17 protein-coding genes and 1 tRNA gene are annotated in these 20,141 nt (G+C 62.7%); 8 read left to right on the top strand and 10 right to left on the bottom strand.

Annotation, left to right across the window (positions count from 1 at the left end):
• Positions 1-123 precede the first annotated feature (123 nt).
• From pntB to yqhD, 3 genes are all read right to left on the bottom strand, one after another.
• Complete coding sequence (pntB, locus tag PG887_RS06335) at positions 124-1,608, bottom strand: Re/Si-specific NAD(P)(+) transhydrogenase subunit beta (protein WP_270821357.1); 1,485 nt, start codon at positions 1,606-1,608, stop codon at positions 124-126.
• Positions 1,609-1,619: 11 nt separating this feature from the next.
• A complete protein-coding gene (locus tag PG887_RS06330; RefSeq protein WP_010675996.1) occupies positions 1,620-3,146 on the bottom strand; it encodes a Re/Si-specific NAD(P)(+) transhydrogenase subunit alpha in 1,527 nt (508 codons plus the stop codon).
• Positions 3,147-3,652: 506 nt separating this feature from the next.
• On the bottom strand, positions 3,653-4,813 hold the full coding sequence (gene yqhD / locus PG887_RS06325) for an alcohol dehydrogenase (RefSeq protein WP_270821356.1): 1,161 nt from the start codon (positions 4,811-4,813) through the stop codon (positions 3,653-3,655).
• Positions 4,814-4,931: 118 nt separating this feature from the next.
• Here yqhD and PG887_RS06320 point away from each other — a divergent pair, with 118 nt between their 5' ends.
• Genes PG887_RS06320 through PG887_RS06310 form a run of 3 tightly spaced genes read left to right on the top strand, consistent with a single transcriptional unit; the run spans position 4,932 to position 6,818 of the window.
• Entirely contained in the window at positions 4,932-5,855 is a 924-nt protein-coding gene (locus PG887_RS06320) for an AraC family transcriptional regulator (RefSeq protein WP_050498257.1), read from the top strand.
• Position 5,856: 1 nt separating this feature from the next.
• Complete coding sequence (locus PG887_RS06315; RefSeq protein ID WP_200164623.1) at positions 5,857-6,378, top strand: lipocalin family protein; 522 nt, start codon at positions 5,857-5,859, stop codon at positions 6,376-6,378.
• On the top strand, positions 6,375-6,818 hold the full coding sequence (locus PG887_RS06310) for a GNAT family N-acetyltransferase (protein WP_270821355.1): 444 nt from the start codon (positions 6,375-6,377) through the stop codon (positions 6,816-6,818). Before PG887_RS06315 ends, PG887_RS06310 begins: the two co-directional genes overlap by 4 nt.
• Positions 6,819-6,946: 128 nt before the next feature.
• Here the strand turns inward: PG887_RS06310 and PG887_RS06305 are convergent, their stop codons facing one another.
• Positions 6,947-8,836: a methyl-accepting chemotaxis protein gene (locus PG887_RS06305; protein ID WP_270821354.1), complete on the bottom strand. Its 1,890-nt coding sequence runs from the start codon at positions 8,834-8,836 to the stop codon at positions 6,947-6,949.
• Positions 8,837-9,248: 412 nt separating this feature from the next.
• On the opposite strand from PG887_RS06305, the gene PG887_RS06300 reads away from it, so the two are divergent.
• Entirely contained in the window at positions 9,249-9,767 is a 519-nt protein-coding gene (locus PG887_RS06300) for a class IV adenylate cyclase (protein ID WP_041211940.1), read from the top strand.
• Between the two features lie 56 nt (positions 9,768-9,823).
• On the opposite strand, the gene PG887_RS06295 is transcribed toward PG887_RS06300, so the two are convergent.
• Both PG887_RS06295 and PG887_RS06290 read right to left on the bottom strand, forming a co-directional pair.
• Positions 9,824-11,194: a phosphatidylserine decarboxylase family protein gene (locus tag PG887_RS06295; RefSeq protein ID WP_223933605.1), complete on the bottom strand. Its 1,371-nt coding sequence runs from the start codon at positions 11,192-11,194 to the stop codon at positions 9,824-9,826.
• 209 nt (positions 11,195-11,403) lie between these two features.
• Positions 11,404-11,480, bottom strand: a tRNA-Trp gene (locus PG887_RS06290).
• Between the two features lie 202 nt (positions 11,481-11,682).
• Here PG887_RS06290 and PG887_RS06285 point away from each other — a divergent pair.
• The 4 genes from PG887_RS06285 (at position 11,683) to PG887_RS06270 (ending at position 14,611) form a co-directional block, all read left to right on the top strand.
• A complete protein-coding gene (locus tag PG887_RS06285) occupies positions 11,683-12,267 on the top strand; it encodes a hypothetical protein (protein ID WP_223933603.1) in 585 nt (194 codons plus the stop codon).
• A gap of 232 nt (positions 12,268-12,499) precedes the next feature.
• Positions 12,500-13,420, top strand: coding sequence for an aspartate carbamoyltransferase (gene pyrB / locus PG887_RS06280; protein WP_182935095.1), 921 nt, complete (start codon positions 12,500-12,502; stop codon positions 13,418-13,420).
• Positions 13,421-13,436: 16 nt separating this feature from the next.
• A complete protein-coding gene (gene pyrI / locus PG887_RS06275) occupies positions 13,437-13,901 on the top strand; it encodes an aspartate carbamoyltransferase regulatory subunit (RefSeq protein WP_010676006.1) in 465 nt (154 codons plus the stop codon).
• A 218-nt stretch (positions 13,902-14,119) separates the two neighbouring features.
• Positions 14,120-14,611, top strand: coding sequence for an arginine repressor (locus tag PG887_RS06270; RefSeq protein WP_039039633.1), 492 nt, complete (start codon positions 14,120-14,122; stop codon positions 14,609-14,611).
• Positions 14,612-14,765: 154 nt separating this feature from the next.
• Here the strand turns inward: PG887_RS06270 and PG887_RS06265 are convergent, their stop codons facing one another.
• The 4 genes from PG887_RS06265 to arcA all read right to left on the bottom strand — a co-directional run bounded on the left by PG887_RS06265 (position 14,766) and on the right by arcA (position 19,586).
• The gene (locus PG887_RS06265) at positions 14,766-16,172 is read right to left on the bottom strand and encodes a YfcC family protein (RefSeq protein WP_010676008.1); all 1,407 of its coding nucleotides are present in this window, start codon (positions 16,170-16,172) and stop codon (positions 14,766-14,768) included.
• 121 nt (positions 16,173-16,293) lie between these two features.
• The gene (argF, locus tag PG887_RS06260) at positions 16,294-17,298 is read right to left on the bottom strand and encodes an ornithine carbamoyltransferase (protein ID WP_041211943.1); all 1,005 of its coding nucleotides are present in this window, start codon (positions 17,296-17,298) and stop codon (positions 16,294-16,296) included.
• Between the two features lie 78 nt (positions 17,299-17,376).
• Positions 17,377-18,303: a carbamate kinase gene (gene arcC / locus PG887_RS06255; protein WP_039039634.1), complete on the bottom strand. Its 927-nt coding sequence runs from the start codon at positions 18,301-18,303 to the stop codon at positions 17,377-17,379.
• A 62-nt stretch (positions 18,304-18,365) separates the two neighbouring features.
• On the bottom strand, positions 18,366-19,586 hold the full coding sequence (gene arcA, locus PG887_RS06250) for an arginine deiminase (protein ID WP_010676011.1): 1,221 nt from the start codon (positions 19,584-19,586) through the stop codon (positions 18,366-18,368).
• Positions 19,587-20,141 lie beyond the last annotated feature (555 nt).

Below are 20,141 nucleotides of genomic sequence, written 5' to 3'. Positions count from 1 at the left end.
GGTGTGTTTGGAGACAGCCAGTTTACCAGCACCCTGTCTGTCAACTTCCACTTCCCCAAGATCCCGCGAAGAACCATAAAAAAAGGGGGCCGAAGCCCCCTTTTTGTCTCATCCGGTCAACGCTTACAGCGCCTTCAGGATGGCCTCGACGCTGGCCTTGGCATCGCCAAACAGCATCTGGGTGTTCTCCTTGAAGAACAGCGGGTTCTGGACACCGGCGTAGCCAGTGTTCATGGAGCGCTTGAAGCCGATGACGTTCTGCGCCTTCCACACTTCCAGCACCGGCATGCCGGCGATGGGGCTGCCCGGATCTTCCATGGCGGCCGGGTTGACGGTGTCGTTGGCACCGATCACCAGCACCACGTCGGTGTCGGCGAAGTCATCGTTGATCTCGTCCATTTCCAGCACGATGTCATAGGGGACTTTCGCTTCCGCCAGCAGCACGTTCATGTGACCAGGCAGACGACCGGCCACCGGGTGGATGCCGAAGCGCACCTTGACGCCGCGATCACGCAGCTTCTGGGTGATCTCGGCCACCGGGTACTGGGCCTGCGCCACCGCCATGCCGTAGCCCGGGGTGATGATGACGGAGCTGGCGTTCTTCAGCATGTCGGCCACGTCTTCGGCGTTGGTCTCGCGGTATTCGCCCAGCTCCTGCTCGGCGGTGGAGGCCACGCCGTCGGAGCCAAAGCCTCCTGCGATCACGGAGATGAAGGAGCGGTTCATCGCCTTGCACATGATGTAGGAAAGGATGGCACCGGAGGAACCCACCAGGGCACCGGTGACGATCAGCAGGTCATTGGAAAGCATGAAGCCCGCCGCCGCCGCCGCCCAACCGGAGTAGGAGTTCAGCATGGAGACCACCACCGGCATGTCCGCACCACCGATGGAGGCGACCAGGTGCCAGCCGAAGGCGAAGGCGATCAGGGTCATCACCAGCAGGGCGAAGGTGGAGCCACCGGCGTTGACGAAGTGGATCATCAGCGCGATGGAGACCACCACTGCCAGCAGGTTCAGCTTGTGGCGGTGCGGCAGCATCAGCGGCTTGGAAGAGATGAGGCCACGCAGCTTGCCGAACGCCACCACGGAACCGGTGAAGGTCACGGCACCGATGAAGACGCCCAGGAACACTTCCACCAGGTGGATGTTCAGCATGGCGCCGGAGAGGTGCTCGATCTGGGCGACGCTTGCCGCCTGCTCGAACGCCGCCCGGGCGGCTGCCAGGGTCGCATCCAGGTTGGAACCGACGGAGACCACCACTTCAGCGGGGGCGGAGGGGTGCAGATCGATGAAGCTGTTGAAGCCCACCAGCACCGCTGCCATGCCCACGAAGCTGTGCAGCACGGCCACCAGCTCGGGCATCTCGGTCATCTCGACCTTGAGGGCCAGACGCACGCCGATGGCGCCACCGATGGCCATGGCCAGGATGATCCAGTGGACGCCACTGGTTTCCGGGTTGAAGACGGTGGCGAGCAGGGCGATGGCCATCCCCGCGATACCGAACAGGTTGCCATGCTTGGCCGTTTCTTGCTTCGACAGTCCCGCGAGACTGAGGATGAAGAGCACGGCGGCAACGATATAGGATGCTGTTACCAGTCCTTGAGACACGTTAAACCCCCTTAATCCTTACGGAACATCTTCAGCATGCGCTGAGTGACGGTGAAGCCACCGAAGATGTTGATACTGGCAATCAGCACGGCGACAAAGGCCAGCACGGTGACCAGGGTCGACCCTTGTCCAATCTGCAACAGCGCACCGACCACGATGATGCCGGAGATGGCATTGGTGACCGACATCAGCGGCGTGTGCAGGGCGTGAGAGACGTTCCACACCACGTAGTAACCGACCACGCAGGCCAGGATGAAGACGGTGAAGTGGGAGAGGAAGGCGGCAGGCGCTACGGCGGCCACCCAACCGAAGGCGGCGATGCCGAGGGCACCGAACACGAACTTCTTGTTGGAGGGCTTGGCCTCTTCCTTCTTGGCGGCCGGTTTGGCGGCAGCGGGTTTCTGCGGGGCAGCAGAGACGGAGATGGCGGGGGGCGGGAAGGTCACTTCACCGGCCTGGACCACCGTCATGTTGCGCTGCACCACGTCTTCGAAGTCGATGGCGACGTTGCCGTCCTTCTCCTTGCACATCAGCTTCATCAGGTTCACCAGGTTGGTGCCGTAGAGCTGGGAGGATTGGGCAGGCAGGCGGCCCGGCAGATCGGTGTAACCGATCACCTTGACGCCGTTGTCGGTGACATGCAGTTCACCCGGTACCGTGTATTCGCAGTTGCCGCCGGCCTGGGCCGCCATGTCCACGATGACGGAGCCCGGCTTCATGCTGTCCACCATTTCCTTGGTGATCAGCTTGGGTGCCGGCTTGCCCGGGATCAGGGCGGTAGTGATGATGATGTCCACTTCCTTGGCCTGCTGGGCGAACAGCTCCATCTCGGCCTTGATGAACTCTTCGCTCATCACCTTGGCGTAACCGTCGCTGGATGCGCCATCTTCGCCGCCGAAGTCCAGCTTGAGGAATTCCCCACCCATGGACTCGATCTGCTCGGCCACTTCCAGACGGGTATCGAAGGCACGCACGATGGCACCGAGGGAACCGGCGGTCCCGATGGCGGCCAGACCGGCCACACCGGCACCGATGACCAGCACCTTGGCGGGCGGTACTTTACCGGCGGCGGTGATCTGGCCGGTGAAGAAGCGACCGAACTGGTGCGCGGCTTCTACGACGGCGCGATAGCCACCGATGTTGGCCATGGAAGAGAGGGCGTCGAGGGACTGGGCACGGGAGATCCGCGGCACCATGTCCATCGCCATCACATTGATGTTGCGCTCGGAAAGCTTCTTGACCAGCTCGGGGTTCTGGGCGGGCCAGATGAAGCTCACCAGGGTGGCACCATCCTTAATTTGTGCGATTTCGGCCTCGGTCGGCGCGTTGACCTTGAAGACAAGGTCGGCTTGCCAGACGTTCGGTACCACGCTGGCACCGGCAGCCTCGAAGGCGGCATCATCGAAGCTGGCTCGCAGGCCGGCACCGGCCTCGATGGCAACCTCGAAGCCGAGCTTTTTCAGCTGCTCGACAGTGGCCGGGGTCGCTGCGACCCGGGTCTCACCGGCGAGACTCTCTCTCGGTATTCCAATCTGCATGACTATTCCCTGATGGTTAATAAACAATCATCGCCAAGTCTCTCATGTCTGAGGGGACAAGGCATGATCAAAGTGCAGGTCACGGGCCCTTTGTTATGAAAATCAGCAGGCTTCACCTCGACCTCCTGTCACGGTCAGGCCCCCGCTTTTCAGGCGCGAGGGTGATTAGTATCAAATTTTGGAGTTTTATTACAACCACGGCCCCGGGCGGGCGGGTACAGAATTCAGCCCATCCCGGACCATGATTAAAAAAAACAAACCAAATTAGGGGCTTATACCAGCAAAAAGCGCTAAAAAAAGTGATCCAACCAGTCAAAAAAAATGTTTAACCCGGCCTCTACCTTAGCGTTTTTTGTTCTTACGAAATCTGCCGTTGGCTCATCTGATGAGATGAAAAGGGAAAAAGTAACCATTTTGCAACGATCAGGGGGCCGCGTCCCCGCCTGCTGGCGGGTTCGGGCCCCCTGGTGCAACCGGGCCTTGGGCCCGGTTCAGGCGTGCTCTGCTTACCAGGCCGCCTCATAAATATGCCGGCTCTGGGCCAGGTCGATGTCGCCGTGCTCACCCAGGGCTGTCATGCCGTGCTCTTCGAGCTTGGCCAGCAGGGCGTCGATCCGGGCGTCGGCCACGTAATCCCGCAGCCGGGTCTTGATCCCCATCCGCTCGAAGAAGTCGCGGGTGGCGGCGATGGCCCCGTCGATACGCGCCTCGTCACTGCCGCTGCGCAGATCCCAGACCCGCTCGGCGTATTGCAGCAGCTTGGCGCGCTTCTGCTCGCGCTTGGCCTGCAGCAGGGCGGGCAGCACCACCGCCAGGGTCTGGGCGTGGTCCAGACCGTGCAGGGCGGTGATCTCGTGGCCCAGCATGTGGGTGGCCCAGTCCTGGGGCACACCGGCTCCGATCAGGCCGTTCAGTGCCAGGGTGGCGCTCCACATGATGTTGGCACGCACGTCGTAGTTTTCCGGCTCCACCAGCGCCTTGGACCCCTCTTCCGCCAGGGTCAGCAGCAGCCCTTCTGCGAAGCGATCCTGCACCTTGGCATCCACCGGGTAGGTGAGGTACTGCTCCAGGGTGTGGATGAAGGCATCCACCACCCCATTGGCCACCTGACGGGCGGGCAGGGTGTAGGTGAGCACGGGGTCGAGCACGGCGAAGCGCGGCATCACGAAGGGCGAGAAGAAGTGCTGCTTGTCCCCTGTGCTCTTGCGGGTGATGACGGCGCCCATGTTCATCTCGGAACCGGTGGCCGGCAGGGTCAGCACGCTGCCCAGAGGAATGGCGGAGGCCACCTCGCCCCCGACGGTCTCGAGGATGTGCCAGGGATCCCTGGCCGGATCGTAGTGAGCGGCCGCGGCGATGAACTTGGAGCCGTCCAGCACGGAGCCGCCACCCACTGCCAGCAGGAAGTCGATCTTCTCGGCGCGGGCCAGTTCGACGGCACCCATCAGGGTCTCGTAGGTGGGGTTGGGCTCGATGCCGCCAAATTCAAACAGGGTCAGGCCGGCCAGCTCGCTGCGGATCTGGTCCAGCAGGCCGCTGCGCACCACGCTGCCACCGCCGTAGGTGACGAGGATGCGGGCGTCGCTGGGGATCTGGCCGCGCAGCTGGGCCACCTGGCCCTTGCCGAACAGCACCTTGGTGGGGGTGTGCAGGATGAAGTTGTTCATGGGATCTCCCGGGGTGGTCGTAGTCGGTAAAGTATGGGTTGCATTTTTCTCTTATAACCCCCTACCATCAAGGGAGCTTTCTGCCGATTTCTTGCCTATTTCTACTGAGCCTGGATAAATGAGTACAAATCAGCCCATCGCGGCGACCCACCAGTCCGCCCTCGCCAGCCGACTCGCCGCCCTGGCACCCCACCCGGGGATCACCGCCGCCCCCGTGCCCGGCGTGCACCTCATCTACACCACGGAGCATCACGACCGCATCCCGGTGCTCTACCGCCCGCGCATGATCATCATCCTGCAGGGGCACAAGGTGGGCTATCTCTCGGACTTCACCTTCCGCTACGACCCCGAGCACTACCTGATGATGACCCTGCCGCTGCCCTGCGAGTGCGAGTGCTTCGCCTCCCCCGAATCCCCTCTGGTGGGGCTCTCGGTGGAGATCGACGTGGCGGCGCTGCAGGCCCTGCTGCTGGAGATGGGGGACGCGGCCCCCACCCCGGCGGAGCCGGGTCGCGGCGTCGTCTCCGTGCCCCTCTCCGAGACCATGCTCTGCGCGGTGGAACGCCTCATCGACGTGATGGACAAACCGCTCCACGCCCGGGTGCTGGGGCCCCAGATCGTGCGCGAGATCCTGTTCCACGCCCTGCACGAAGGGGGGGCCCCCGCCCTGCTGGCCATGGCCAGCCGTCACAGTCAGGTGAGCCAGATCGCCCGGGTGCTGCGTATCATGGAGCAGCGCTTTACCGAGAACCTGACGGTGGAGGAGCTGGCCCGGGAGGCGAACATGAGCGTCTCGGCCTTCCACCACCACTTCAAGGCGGCCACCGCCACCTCACCCCTGCAGTACATCAAGACCCTGCGCCTGCACCGGGCGCGGCTGATGATGCTGCACGACGGCCTCAAGGCCGGGGTAGCGGCGGACAAGGTAGGCTACGAGAGCGGCTCCCAGTTCAGCCGCGAATACAAACGCTTCTTTGGCAACACCCCGAGCGAACACGCGGCACGCTTCCGCTCGGGACAACTGCGTATCGTGGAGGGATGACATGCGCACACTGATCCTGCTCGTTCTGACCCTGCTGGCCACCGCCTGCACCGGCATTCCACCGGGACACCAGGTGGTCAAGCCCTTCCAGCTCGACCGTTACCTCGGCACCTGGTACGAAATCGCCCGCCTCGATCACGGCTTCGAGCGCGGCCTGAGCCGGGTCACCGCCAGCTACAGCCTGCGGGATGACGGCGGCGTCAGGGTGCTCAACCGGGGGCAGAACGAACAGGGGGAATGGCGCGAGGCCGAGGGGCGCGCCTACTTCGTGGGCGACAGCGACGAGGGGCGCCTCAAGGTGAGCTTCTTCGGCCCCTTCTACGGCAGCTACAACGTGCTGGCGACGGACTATGACCTCTCCCTGGTGAGCAGTTACAACCTCCAGTACCTCTGGATCCTCTCCCGCACGCCCCATCCCCCCAAAGAGAAGGTAGAGGCCCTGGTCGAGCGGGCCCGGGGGCTCGGCTTTGCCACCGACCGGCTGATCTGGGTCAGCCAGGATCCGGCGGGGAACGCCCCATGAGGATCTTCCAGGCCACCCCCGGGGACATTCCCCGGGTCACCCCCCTGTTCGTGGAATACCGGGCGTTCTACCGGCTGCCTGCCCGGCCCGAGGCCGCCGAAGCCTTCCTGCTGGAGCGCTGCACCGCCGGGGAGTCGGTGCTCTTCGTGGCCCAGAGCGAGGCGGGAGAGGTGCTGGGATTTGCCCACCTCTATCCCTTGTTCTGCTCCCTCGCCCTGAAGCCCATCTGGCTGCTGTACGATCTGTTCGTGGCGCCGGCGGCCCGCCAGCAGGGGGTGGCCCAGGCGCTGCTGGCGCGGGCCGATCGCCACGGCCAGGAGACGGGCGCCGCCTTCCTGATGCTGAGCACCGCCACCGACAACCGGCAGGCTCAGGCCCTCTACGAAGGGCACGTCTACCAGCGGGACAACGAGTTCTACAGCTACATCAAGCCTCTCTGAGCCTCTGCCTGCGCCCGTTGCAGGGCCAGGACCCGGCATTATTCAGCGGGTGCATGGCGAAATAATATCCATACACAGGATGAATAAAGGCGACCCCAGGGTCGCCTTTGTCACATCCGGGTCGCAGCCTAGAGCCGGAAGCGCCCGATCTCCTGCTCCAGCCGCTCGGTAAGAGACTTGAGCTGGGCCGCCTGGGCGGCCTCTTCGCCAGCCTGGGCCGCCAGCGCCTGGGAGACGTGGCGGATATTCTCGGTGTTGCGGCTGATCTCGCCGGTCACCGAGGTCTGCTCCTCGGCCGCCGCCGCGATCTGGGTCGCCATGTCGCTGATGGCGCCGATGGCCTCGTTGATCCTGCCCAGGCTGAGATTCGCCGCTTCGGCGTCCTCCACGCTGGTGCCCGCCAGCTGGCGACTGGTCTCCATGCCGCCCACCGCCTTGCGGGTGGTCTGCTGCAGCGCCTCGATCATCTGCTGGATCTCGGCGGTGGAGTCGTGGGTGCGGCGCGACAGCACCCGCACCTCGTCCGCCACCACGGCAAAGCCGCGCCCCTGCTCCCCGGCCCGGGCCGCCTCGATGGCGGCGTTCAGGGCCAGCAGGTTGGTCTGCTCGGCGATGCCGCTGATGGTGGCCAGAATGCCGCTGATCTGCTGGGCGTGGCCATCCAGCTCGTGGATGGTCTGGCTGGCGTCGGAGACCTCCCCCGCCAGCCCCGTGATGCTGCGCTGGCTCTGGCCGACCTGGGACTGGCCGGCCACCGCGAGGCGCACCGCATCGCCGGCGGTGTTGGCGGCAAACTCGGCGTTGCCAGCGATCTCCTGGGTGGCGGAGGCCATCTCGGTCACCGCGGTCGCCACCATGACGATCTCGTCCTGCTGCTGGCGCACCCGCTGGCTGCGGGCCTCGGCCCCCGCCGCCTGGGTGCGGGACTGGGCCGCCAGCTCGACGGTGACGTCCCGCAACCGGCTGACGATGCCGTGCAGTCGCGCCACGAACTGGTTGAAGCTCTGGGCCAGCTGCCCCACCTCATCCTGGCTGCGGGTGGCGATCTGCACCGTGAGATCACCCTCCCCGTGGGCGATGTCGGCAAGCGCCCTGGAGACCCGCCCCAGATCCGCGAACAGGTAGTTGAACATGGCGATGAGCAGGGCACCGAACACCAGCAGCAGCACCAGGGTCAGCCCCACCAGTTGCCACAGCAGGGAGGCGAGCGGCGCCTCCAGCACCTCCTTGTACATCACCATGGCGAGCAGCCAGTCGGTGCCGGGCACGCCTTGCACCGAGAGCAGCACCTCGCGCCCATTCAGGTTGGCGCCGTGCAGTTCGCCATCGCGGCTCCACGCATCCAGCGCCGCCCCGGTGAGACCGGGATCCAGCTCCGCCACCTGCTTGAGCGCCAGCTCCTTGTTCGGGTGGCCGACGATGAGACCGGTGCGGTCGAGCAGCATGGCGTAGCCCTCTCCCTGCACCTTCATGGCCAGCACCTCGTCGATGAGGGCGTCGAGGGAGAGATCCGCCCCGGCCACCCCGATCACCCGGCCCTGGTGGCTCACCGGCTCGGCCAGGGTCACCACCATCTGCTGCATGGTCACGCTGACATAGGGCGGCGTGACGATGAGCTTGCCCGCCTTGTCGGCGTTCTGGTACCAGGGGCGGGCCCTGGGGTCATAGTTGGCGGTGTTGAGGGCGGGATCGTGGCGGGTCATCTCCCCCTGCGCCGAACCAAAATAGGTGAGGCCGAAACCGCCGGAGGTGCGGGTCTGCAACAGGTGGGGCACCAGGGCCGTGTCGGGGTCGCGCGCAATGACAGCGGCCAGGGCGTTGACCGCGTGCTTGCGATCCTCAAGCCAGTTGCCGATGGCCACCGAGTGGGCGTGGCCGTAGTTGACCGCATCGCTCTGGATGGCGTCAAGGGTGCGGGATTTGAGGGTGTGGAAGGCGACAATACCGAGCAGGGCTGCCATCAGCAGCACTACCCCCAGGCTGGCCGCGAGCAGCTTGCCGCGCAACGAGAGAGTCATGACAACGAATCCTTGTGGTAGCCGGGGGCCGGGAATACCCCCATCTTGGTAGTTCTATCGGCACAATGATGAACGGTCTTTAGTGAATCCTGATATTTTTTCATCTATCAACAACAGAACGCACTACCAGCAACAGACTGTTCACTATTCCATGCTGACACCCGCAGGCACCACAAGGCCGCCCTAAGGCGGCCATGAGGCGGCCATGAGGTCATATCGCGGATGACGGGCAGGCCAGGCCAGCACCCGCTGACCTGTCTCTTGAGGGCGGTTTCAGGTGCCTGCAAAGAGGGTTGGCGGGCAGGGTTGAGCATCCATCAGGAACCGAGCTGGTACTCCCCCTGTTGCTCCCCTCTCGACAACGTGGACTGTGCTAGATTGGGTATCCCGTCTTCAAGGAGAGCCCGCTGCCATGCCACGAAATATCGAGATCAAAGCCCGCATAGCCGGGGTCGATGACCTTATCCCCAAAGCCGCGGCCATCGCCGACAAGGGCCCCGTCGACATCGCCCAGGACGATACCTTCTTTCGCTGTGAATCGGGCCGCTTCAAATTGCGGACGCTCTCCCCGTCGGCAGGCCAGCTCATCTTCTACCGCAGGCCTGATCAACAGGGTCCGAAGGAGAGCTACTACCACATCACGCCAACGAACGAGCCGGACAAGCTGCGGGAAACGCTCACCCTGGCTTGCGGCCAGATTGGCAGAGTGCGAAAACAGCGGACCCTGTTTCTGGTGGGCAGAACCCGGATCCATCTCGACCGGGTTGAAGGGCTGGGTCACTTCCTCGAACTGGAAGTGGTGCTGGAAGATGACGAACCGCGCGAGGTGGGGATGCAGGAAGCTCACGACATCATGGCGCGTCTCAGTATCGAGCACTCCCGGTTGATCGAAGGCGCCTATCTGGATCTCCTGCTGCAACGACAACCCTGAGGGATTCACAACAGCGAGGCCGCCCGAAGGCGGCCTTTTACTGTCCGGCGGCTGGGTTATTTGACCCGCGCCAGCGCCGTGTTGATCCTCAGGTTGGTCGCCTCCAGCCCCGGCTGCTGGCCGTAGAAGTCGAACGCCAGCTCGACCCCGGGGCGAAACAGCAGGCAGTGGGTGGAGCCGCCGAAGTGGAACATGCCGAGCTGCTCCCCCTTCGCGATCCGCTGCCCCGGTTGCACCGTCACCTCGCAGCTCGACACCTCCGCCATGCCCACCGGCACCACGCACATCAGGCCGATTTTGGGGTTGTCCGCCTCGATGAAGATGAGTGCCCGGGTCGCCACCGCGGTCAGGAAGGGCTGGGACTGGTTCGGGGCGCTGGGGTCGGGCCCCGCCGGGCTGTCGAAACCCTGGTGGCGGTTGGCCAGGTAGTAGCTGCCGTTGACCACTTTGACCGAGCGCACCGTGCCGCTCACCGGGCTGTGCCAGCGGTGATAGCTGAGGGCGCTGAGGAAGGCCTGATAGAGGGTGCCCCCCTCGAACGCGGCGGCGCGCGGGTCGAAGTCCAGCAGGTTGTCCAGGGAATAGGGCTGCCCCTTGAGCCAGAAGGCGTCCTGCCGCCTTACCCCGGTCACCACCTGCAGCGGGGCCGACTCGCAGGCGTTGGCGATCACGCTGTCATCGTCCGGGGCCGTCACCGGCCGCACGCCGGGGCAGAAGCGGCGGGTGAAGAAGTCATCCCAGCTGGCGAAGCCCTCGTATTCCTCTCCCGGCACGGTGTGGAAGATCCCCTCGAAGCGCTCTGGGGTGGGGTTGTCGCCGGCCCCGAGCGCCCCCTGCGCCACCTTGACCATCTCCCGTTTCGCCACCTCCCCGAGCCAGGGGACGATCAGGGTCTGGCGATCCAGGGGGCTCACCGACACCGTCAGCACATAACGGGACGCGGGACTTTGCAGGAAGTCGGCCCAGTAACCGAGGATCTTGCGCAGTTGCTGGTTCACCAGCGCATTGGCAAAGAAGTCGTACCCGGCGGCCGTCGCCATGGGCCAGTTGAGCAGGGCATTGATGGGGAATCCGATCAGCCCGGCAGGCTCCTGGGTCTGCACATCCTGATAGGCTTCCGGGGCCGTGGTCATGATGCCGTTGAGCAGCTGCAGGAACTCATCGAAGCTGCGCACCTGGACCTGACCGAGCGGCGTACTGTGCTCGTGCTGCCACGCCTCGTCAAACATCCCCTGGGCCTGCTGATGCAGGAGGGGATCCTGCTCCACCAGCGCCTTCAATCCGGCGATCGGGGCCACCAGCGGGCGAGGCTGGCGGGTGACCGCCTGACGCAGCCGCTGTACCCAGCGCGCCACATGGGCCTGATCCCGGGGGACCCAGCCACCGGCATGGGCATGGGGGTGACGCGTATCCACTGCCTTGTTCATCGCTCTCTCCTTGTTGAAGCGCCTTGGGCCCGCCGGATGCGATGCGCCTGAGGGCGCCATCTGGCAGGAAGCAAGGTGTAGCACAGGGGAAAAGCGGCCTCCATTGGCAGAAATGGCAGCGGCGAAGCGGGAAAAAAGAGGCTAACGGAGGCGGTGGCAAACGCCGGAAATGCGAAAGGCCAGCTCAATGAGCTGGCCTTTCTGAAAAATGGCAGGGGCGGCAGGACTCGAACCCGCAACCATCGGTTTTGGAGACCGCTGTTCTACCAATTGGAACTACGCCCCTGCAACAAACGAGGCGTAGTATACAAAGCGGAGGTCAAAGGTAAAGGCTTTTTTTCTTACTTTCGATGCGATCGAACAAATGACGAGCAGATCCCCGCAATTCCAACAAGGAGCGGGGGTAAGCTGCTGTATTTGCAGCCCCGACGGGGTAGGAATGGGACACAAATGGGGGTAGGGTGAAACCAGGCTCAGGGAGGCTGCCCATGCTCAATTACCGACTGCTGCAACAGCTTGCGCCCCTCAACTTCCGGGATGAGCGCAAGACGGAGACCCTGGCCGATTATCTGGACAGAGTCTCTCCCCTGGTGCCCTCCATTCCCTCCAATGTGCTCGCCCAGTGGATTTACCGTCATTGGCGCGGTTTTGAATCCAACTGGAGCTTTATCGATCTCGCCAGCCACCAGTTCGAGTGCGAGCACTGGCCCACCGCGCAGATTATCGAGCAGATAGACTCCCGCCACATGGAGGTGATCGATCGCTGGGGCGAGATGCTGCGCAGCAACCGCTACGTGCGCCGCTCCTGGCTCGGCGATGACATGCTGCACCGGGGCACCTGGTCCGAGCCTGTCATCGTCCTCGCCACCGCCCCGGGAACCTGCTACCCGGACGGTCACCCCCTGCCCCATCCCTACTGCCTGCTGGAGGGGCACCACAGGCTCGGCTACCTGCGCAGCATGGCCGCCGATGGCGCCCCCTTGCAGGCGCAGCACGCACTCTGGATTTGTCGACCCGTTCGCGGCACTCAAACGTTTTTCTGCCCAAATCCTGCCTCTGAAATAAATTTTTGACAATTCAAAAACCAGCCCTATAATCGGTGCGGTTTTGAAAAAGGTCGGGACAGGACGATGCCGTTTTTGATGAAAAAAGCAGCCTTGCAGACGGGTGGAGCGCACCAGAGCGGCCCCGTTGTTTCCGGTTCCCGTCCCACAGATCCCCCGTTTTTTTTGAAAAGAGCCCCTGTTTCAGGGGCTTTTTTTTGTGCCGGAAAAACCTTCATTGATGCCAAAGGGAATGCAGACGATGACCAATCCACTCTATAACAAACACGTCATCTCCATCTCGGATCTGACCCGGTCCGACATGGAACTGGTGGTCGCCACCGCACAGCGGTTGAAGGCCGAACCCGACAGCCGCCTGCTGAAAGACAAGCTGGTCGCCAGTTGCTTCTTCGAAGCCTCCACCCGCACCCGTCTCTCCTTCGAGACCGCGGTCCAGCGCCTGGGCGGCAACGTCATCGGCTTCGCCGACGGCGGCAACACCAGCGCCAAGAAGGGTGAGACTCTGGCCGACTCCATCAAGATCATCAGCTCCTACACCGATGCGGTGGTGATGCGCCACCCGAAGGAAGGGGCAGCCCGTCTGGCCTCCGAGTTCTCCCGGGTGCCGGTCATCAACGGCGGTGACGGCTCCAACCAGCATCCCACCCAGACCCTGCTCGACCTCTTCTCCATCCACGAGACCCAAGGCAAGCTGGACGGCCTCAACGTCGCCTTCGTCGGTGACCTGAAGTACGGCCGCACCGTCCACTCCCTGGCCCAGGCCCTGAGCCTGTTCAACTGCCGCTTCTTCTTCATCTCCCCGGAGGCGCTGGCCATGCCGGACTACCTCTGCGAGGAGCTGGAAGAGAAGGGCATCCGCTTCAGCGTGCACGAGACCATGGAAGAGGTGATGCCGGAGCTCGACATCCTCTACATGACCCGCGTCCAGAAGGAGCGCTTCGACGAGACCGAGTACAAGCACATGGCCGCCAAGTTCGTGCTGGAGCTGGCGACCCTGGAAGGGGCCAAGCCCACCATGAAGATCCTCCATCCCCTGCCCCGGGTTGACGAGATCGAGGTCGCCGTCGACAAGACCCCCCACGCCTACTACTTCCAGCAGGCGGAGAACGGGGTCTATGCCCGCCAGGCACTGCTGGCACTGGTACTGAACGAAACCGTCTAAGGGAAAGGGGAACATCATGTCCGAGAAGAACCAACTGCAAGTCGAAGCCATCCGTCACGGCTCCGTCATCGACCACGTCCCCGCCGGCCAGGGCATCAAGATCCTCAAGCTGTTCCAGCTGATCGAGACCCAGGAGCGGATCACCGTCGGCTTCAACCTCAAATCCGGCGCCCTCGGCAAGAAGGATCTCATCAAGATCGAGAACACCCGTCTGACCGAGCAGCAGGCCAACCAGCTCGCCCTGTTCGCCCCCAAGGCGACCGTCAACATCATCGAAGACTTCGTGGTGGTGAAGAAGCACCAACTGGCGCTGCCGGAGTTCATCGAAGGGGTCTTCCACTGCCCCAACTCCAACTGCATCTCCCACAACGAACCGGTGGAGAGCTACTTCCGGGTGCGCGAGGTGAAAGGGGCGGTGCGGATGAAGTGCAAATACTGCGAGAAGTCCTTCACCCAGGACATCGTCAGCGAACGCTACTGATTGCCTGCCGACAAAGGATATCCATGTGGGCCCCATCGGGCCCATTTTTGAACCCTGTCACATCACTTATTCCCCCTTTGGTTATAATTTGCCATCCCGTAATGGATATACCTCGCTCATCCCCTGCTTGAGTGCTCCTCATTAGTGTTTTTCGCTATGAAAAGCCGGAACGACAGACTGGGCGAGACCGCCATCGCTCATCGCCAAAGGAAGTCGCCATGGTCAACACCCTCAGCCGCCCAGCAGAACCAGAGTCCGACCTGGCCCAGCTCGACGCCTGCCGCCAGATCATCGGCCAGCACTGTTACAGCACCCAGGAGGAGATCCGCCGCGAGCTCTCCGCCCGCGGTTTTGCGGACATCAGCCAGTCCACCATCTCCCGCCTGCTGCGCCGTCTCGGGGTCGCCAAGGCCCAGAACGCCAACGGCAAGAAGGTCTACACCCTGGTGGACGAGCAGCTGGAGCCCGCCGGCAGCACCCGCTCCATCCACGACATGGTGCGCGCCGTGGTCCACAACCAGCAGATGGTGCTGGTGCATACCACCCCGGGGGCCGCTACCGTGGTGGCTCGCCTGCTGGATCGCAACGCCAATCCCGAGATCCTGGGGGCCGTGGCCGGCAACGACGTGGTACTGATCGCCCCGCGCCACATCAGCCGCACCCGCCAGGCTCACGCCGCCGTGGTGCGCACCCTGGAAAACGCCCGCTGACCCCTGCTGGATGCCAGAAGGCGACCCCGGGGTCGCCTTTTTGTTGCCCGCGCGGCAAGGAGCCAGGCCACGTGAGAGGCCGGGCGCCCCGCCTTGCCAGCCATAAAAAACGGGAGCCCCAGGCTCCCGTTGTTATCCCTATCTCTGTCGGCATTCATGCCAGCACGGCGCCCAGGCTCAGGCAGAGCACGATCAGCACGGTCAGCATGCCGAGCAGCGGGGCCACCCACTTCAGCCAGCGCACATAGGGCACCTTGGCAATGGCCAGCCCCCCCATGACCACGGCGGAGGTCGGGGTCACCAGGTTCACCAGGCCGGAGGCGGACTGGTAGGCGGTGACCACCAGCTCGCGGCCCACGTTGGCGAAGTCGGCGAGCGGCGCCATGATCGGCATGGTCAGCACCGCCAGACCGGAGGAGGAGGGCACCAGGAAGGAGAGCACCACTTCCAGCACGAACATCACGTTGATGAAGACGATGGTGGAGAGGCCGGTCACTATCCCCTCTGCACTGTGCAAAATGGTGTGGGTGATCATGCCGTTGTCCATCACCACCACGATACCGCGGGCGATACCGATGATGAGGGCCACGCCGAGCAGATCGCGGGCACCGTCGATGAAGTTGGAGGTCAGCTCCTCCTCGCTCATGCGGGAGATGACGCCGACGATGATGGCGGCAGCCAGGAACACGCCGGAGATCTGCGCCATCCACCAACCCAGCACGGCCACCCCGTAGATCATCACGGCGAAGGCGGCGACGAAGATGCCCAGCACGATCTTGCGGGTGGTGGTGAACTCCAGCATCTGGTCGCTCTTGTTGCCGAGGAAGTGGGCTCGGTTCTCTTCCCACTTGTCGGCCACCAGGGACTTGCTGGGATCACTTCGCACCATCTTGGCGTAACGCATCACATAGGCCACGCAGATCAGCCAACCGGCCACCAGCATGGCGACCCGCAACCAGATGCCGTCGGTGAAGGAGATGCCGGCCGCGTTGGCGGCGATCACGGTGGCGAACGGGTTGATGGTGGAGCCCAGGGTACCGATACCGGCCCCCAGCAGCACGGTTGCGGCGGCGACCACGGGGTCGAAGCGGGCCGCCATCATCACCGGCACCAGCAGGGTGTAGAACGGCAGGGACTCTTCCGCCATGCCGTAGATGGTGCCCCCTGCGGCGAACAGCGCCATCAGGATCGGGATCATCCACTCTTCACGGCCACGCAGGCGATCGGTGACGCGCTCGATGCCGGCATCGATGGCACCTGTCTTGGTCACGATGCCAAGGAAGCCACCGATGATCAGGATGAAGAGGGAGACGTCGATGGCGCCAGCCTCATAGGTGTCGTGGTTGTAGAGACCGTCGATGGGTGCCAGCAGCACGTCGACGATCCCCTGGGGATTGGCATCCACCAGTTTGTAGGTACCAGCCACCGGCACTTCCTTGCCGAGGGCCTCGTTCATGGTCATCTCGTATTTGCCGGCCGGCACTATCCAGCTCAGGGCGGCCACCAGGGCGATCAGCACAAACAGTATCGTGTAGGCTGACGGGAACTTGAATTTGGTCATGGTCCAGCTTCCTTCTGTGGGTGTGGTATCCATGCAGGCTGCGGGTCGTAGGGTTGGAGGTATTATGCCGCTGTCACATGGTTGAAAAGCCGGGGGTCACCCCCCGGCACCACTGACGACGTCAGTCGCCCAGCGTAGCCACCATCACTGCCTTGATGGTGTGCATCCGGTTTTCCGCCTCGTCGAACACGATGCTGTGCTCGGATTCGAACACGTCCTCGGTCACTTCCAGGCCCTTCATGCCATATTTGTCGGCCACTTCCTTGCCCATGGTGGTCTCGTCGTTGTGGAACGCCGGCAGGCAGTGCATGAACTTCACATCCGGGTTCTTGGTCGCGTTGATGACATCCATGTTGACCTGATACGGGGTCATCAGTTTGACCCGTTGATCCCAGGCTTCCTTCGCTTCACCCATGGAGACCCAGACGTCGGTGTAGAGGAAGTCGGCACCCAGCACACCCTCTTTCACGTCTTCGGTCAGGTGGATGCGCGCACCGGTCTCTTCGGCGATGAGGCGGCAGGTGGCAACCAGCTCCTCTTCCGGCCAGAAGGCTTTCGGCGCCACCAGACGGATGTCCATGCCCATCTTGGCGGCACCCACCATCAGGGAGTTGCCCATGTTGTTGCGGGCGTCACCCAGGTAGGCGAACTTGATCTGATCCAGGCGTTTGCCCTTGCCGTGCTCCAGCATGGTCATGAAGTCCGCCAGGATCTGGGTCGGGTGGAATTCGTTGGTCAGGCCGTTCCAGACCGGCACACCGGCGTGGGCCCCCAGCTCTTCCACGATCTCCTGGCCGTAGCCGCGGTATTCGATGCCGTCATACATGCGGCCCAGCACCCGGGCGGTGTCCTTCATGGACTCCTTGTGACCGATTTGGGAACCGCTCGGGCCGAGGTAGGAGACCTGGGCGCCCTGGTCGAAGGCCGCCACTTCAAACGCACAACGGGTACGGGTGGAGGTCTTCTCGAAAATCAGGGCAATGTTCTTTCCGGTCAGGTGTTTACGCTCATAGCCACCGTATTTGGCTTTCTTCAGGTCGATGGCCAGATCGATCATGTATTGGATTTCGCGCGGGGTGAAGTCCAGCAGTTTCAGGAAGTTACGGTTACGCAGATTAAAAGCCATGATGAGTTCTCTCTATATTTGTTCAGACCAATTTGGCAGTGTTATTGACTACGCAGTTGTTCAGACCAGAGCCTTGGCTCAGGCATTGACGGTATTGGTGGCGACGATGTTGGTGCCGGCTTCCCCCTTGAGGATGGCCAGGCCATCTTCCAGGGAACCGATCCCGACCATGCCGCCGGTCGCCTTGACGAATTCACAGGAGGCTTCGACCTTGGGCCCCATGGAGCCGGCGTCGAACTTGACGCCCGCCAGCTCGTCCGGGCTGGTGACCCGCAGCGGACGCTGGGTCGGCTTGCCCCAGTCCAGATAGACGGCATCGGCATCGGTCAGGATCAGCAGGGCGTCGGCCTTGATCTGCTTGGCCAGGTAGGCGGCAGACATGTCCTTGTCGATGACGGCCTCGATGCCGGTCAGGCTCTGGCCATCCCAGGTCACCGGGATACCACCACCACCGGTACAGATGATGAGGTGACCCTGGGCGATCAGGGTTTCAATGGCGTCGCCTTCGACGATGCGCTGGGGCAGCGGGGACGGCACCACGCGGCGGAAAAACTTGCCGTCTGCCTTGACCACCCAGTGCTTCTCGGCAGCCAGGGTGCGGGCTTCCGCCTCTTCGTAGACGGGGCCGATAAATTTGGTCGGATTGGCAAACGCCGGATCCTGGGGATCAACCTGCACCTGGGTCAGCAGCGCGGTGACGTTGCGGCTCGGCATCAGGTTCTTCAGCTCCTGGATCAGCATGTAGCCGATCATGCCCTGGGACTCGGCACCCAGCACATCCAGGGGATAGGGAGAGACCTTGGTGTAGGCGCTGTTTTGCAGGGCCAGCAGGCCGACTTGCGGGCCGTTGCCGTGCACCAGCACCACGTTGTAATCCTCGGCGATGCGGGCGATGGTCTTGGCGGCGGTGGCGATGTTCTTGCGCTGGATGTCGGCTTCCAGAGGTTCGCCTCGGCGGAGCAGGGCATTGCCCCCCAGGGCGACGACGACAGTTGGTTTTTTCATGGGTGTTACTCTCGAATTCGGGTGTGTGTGGCGCCAGCCTCTGCCGGCGCCACGCCGTCTTGTCAGATGCCGTCACGTTCCATCGGGCAGCTCATGCAGCGGGCGCCGCCGCGGCCACGTCCCAGCTCTTCACCCGGGATGGGCAGCACAGTGATGCCGGCCTTGTCGTACTTCTCGTTGGTGTAGGTGTTGCGCTCGTAACCCACCACCACGCCGGGGCGCACGGTCAGCACGTTGTTGGCGTCGTTCCACTGCTCCCGCTCGGCCTCGAAGCTGTCGCCGCCGGTGGTGATGAGCCTGAGCTGATCCACCCCCAGCGCCTTCTCGATGGCGGTCACGAAGTAACCCTCTTCCTTGATGTTCATCCCGGTGGCACCGCCCGGGGTCAGGCTCCAGCAGTTCACATCCTTGCGGATGACTTCCGGATAGACGGAGAAGGTGTCGACATCCATGTGGGTCATGACGGTGTCGAGGTGCATGCAGCTACGGTGTTTCGGCAGCTCCATGGCGATGACCTGCTTGGCCTGACCGTGCTTGAACAGGCTGCGGGCCAGATGCTCCACCCCTTGCGGCGTGGTGCGCTCGGACATGCCGATGAGCACGGCGCCTCGGCCGATGACCAGGACGTCGCCCCCTTCGATGGTGGAGTTGTCGTAGTCGCGCTCCTCGTCACCGAAGTACTTGATGAACTCCTGACCGGCAAACTGCGGGTGCCAGCGGTAGATGGCCTTCACGTGGTTGGTCTCGCGACGACGGGCGGCCTTGGCCATGGGGTTGATGGAGACGCCGCCATAGACCCAGCAGGAGGTGTCGCGGGTGAAGAGGTGATTGGGCAGCGGTTCGATGATGAAATCGGTCGGGGCATGCATGCCGACCACCATGTTGACGCCGCTGTAGGGCATCTCGGAGTAGGTGAGGCCGCCGGAGAGGATGCGGGCCAGCTCGCGGTGAGGCATGTCCGCCAGGAAGCAGCGCACGTCGTTGGCCAGGGCAGTGCCGAGGCGATAGTCGGAGACCTGGTGTTGCAGCAGCCAGGCTTTGGCTTCCGGCACGTCCAGGGTTTCCGCCAGCAGATTGGTCAGGAGGAAGACTTCGACATTCTGATCGCGCAGTACCTGAGCGAATTTGTCGTGCTCCTGACCGGCACGTTCCACGGACAGGACGTCGTCAAACAGCAGATCCTGGCAGTTGGAAGGGGTCAGACGCTTCAGACTGAGGTTGGGGCGGTGCAACATGACACGGCGCAACTGGCCAACTTCAGAACCTACATAAAATTTGCTCATGATGATATTCCGTCTAGCAGTGGTCCCTGCGAGTGATTGAATAGATTCCTTCTATTCAGGCTCGTGGCTAAGGCGGGATATTCTTTATGTAGGGCACTCGGCTTGTGTTCTATCCTGCCCTTGCCTTTCGACGCAGAGATTAGGTCTGGCAACTCCACCAAACTTGGACATTGATCACATTCACCCGAGACTGCATAAATTCAGAAGTTAATTTATGATGGAGTTTACATATCTGACATTTCCCTCACCCTCCATCCGGCATAAATACGCAATAAAGCCCCAATATATTCCACAAAGAACGCAATTTCATTCATCCATGATATCCATAAATGGATAGCCACAAATAAAAAACATCAAATAAATCATTATATTAAAATCAGATCGCTCATTTTTTGAATAAACTTCACCCACCTTTGAATTTATCCTCGCTTATCATCCCGTTTGCTCCCACATAAATAATCACCTGCTCCTTTATCGCTGAATAATCCATCTCTTGTCCCAGATCATGGCGGCCTGCCCGGGCCAGATGGCGAGCCTCATTGCCAAGTTGTGTGC

It is taken from the genome of Aeromonas sp. QDB14, assembly GCF_027707845.1.
Taxonomy (GTDB): Bacteria; Pseudomonadota; Gammaproteobacteria; order Enterobacterales; family Aeromonadaceae; genus Aeromonas; species Aeromonas caviae.
Note: the sequence above shows the minus strand (reverse complement) of the source record. Positions and strands in the feature narration are given on the sequence as shown.

Excerpts from the sequence above, each read along its gene's own strand:
- PG887_RS06285 (WP_223933603.1), top strand. The coding sequence starts at position 11,683 with ATGCTCAATTACCGACTGCTGCAACAGCTTGCGCCCCTCAACTTCCGG.
- PG887_RS06295 (WP_223933605.1), bottom strand. The coding sequence starts at position 11,194 with ATGAACAAGGCAGTGGATACGCGTCACCCCCATGCCCATGCCGGTGGC.
- PG887_RS06300 (WP_041211940.1), top strand. The coding sequence starts at position 9,249 with ATGCCACGAAATATCGAGATCAAAGCCCGCATAGCCGGGGTCGATGAC.
- yqhD (WP_270821356.1), bottom strand. The coding sequence starts at position 4,813 with ATGAACAACTTCATCCTGCACACCCCCACCAAGGTGCTGTTCGGCAAG.
- arcA (WP_010676011.1), bottom strand. The coding sequence starts at position 19,586 with ATGAGCAAATTTTATGTAGGTTCTGAAGTTGGCCAGTTGCGCCGTGTC.
- argF (WP_041211943.1), bottom strand. The coding sequence starts at position 17,298 with ATGGCTTTTAATCTGCGTAACCGTAACTTCCTGAAACTGCTGGACTTC.
- PG887_RS06315 (WP_200164623.1), top strand. The coding sequence starts at position 5,857 with ATGCGCACACTGATCCTGCTCGTTCTGACCCTGCTGGCCACCGCCTGC.
- PG887_RS06320 (WP_050498257.1), top strand. The coding sequence starts at position 4,932 with ATGAGTACAAATCAGCCCATCGCGGCGACCCACCAGTCCGCCCTCGCC.
- PG887_RS06305 (WP_270821354.1), bottom strand. The coding sequence starts at position 8,836 with ATGACTCTCTCGTTGCGCGGCAAGCTGCTCGCGGCCAGCCTGGGGGTA.
- pyrI (WP_010676006.1), top strand. The coding sequence starts at position 13,437 with ATGTCCGAGAAGAACCAACTGCAAGTCGAAGCCATCCGTCACGGCTCC.
- arcC (WP_039039634.1), bottom strand. The coding sequence starts at position 18,303 with ATGAAAAAACCAACTGTCGTCGTCGCCCTGGGGGGCAATGCCCTGCTC.
- pyrB (WP_182935095.1), top strand. The coding sequence starts at position 12,500 with ATGACCAATCCACTCTATAACAAACACGTCATCTCCATCTCGGATCTG.
- PG887_RS06330 (WP_010675996.1), bottom strand. The coding sequence starts at position 3,146 with ATGCAGATTGGAATACCGAGAGAGAGTCTCGCCGGTGAGACCCGGGTC.
- PG887_RS06310 (WP_270821355.1), top strand. The coding sequence starts at position 6,375 with ATGAGGATCTTCCAGGCCACCCCCGGGGACATTCCCCGGGTCACCCCC.
- PG887_RS06265 (WP_010676008.1), bottom strand. The coding sequence starts at position 16,172 with ATGACCAAATTCAAGTTCCCGTCAGCCTACACGATACTGTTTGTGCTG.
- PG887_RS06270 (WP_039039633.1), top strand. The coding sequence starts at position 14,120 with ATGGTCAACACCCTCAGCCGCCCAGCAGAACCAGAGTCCGACCTGGCC.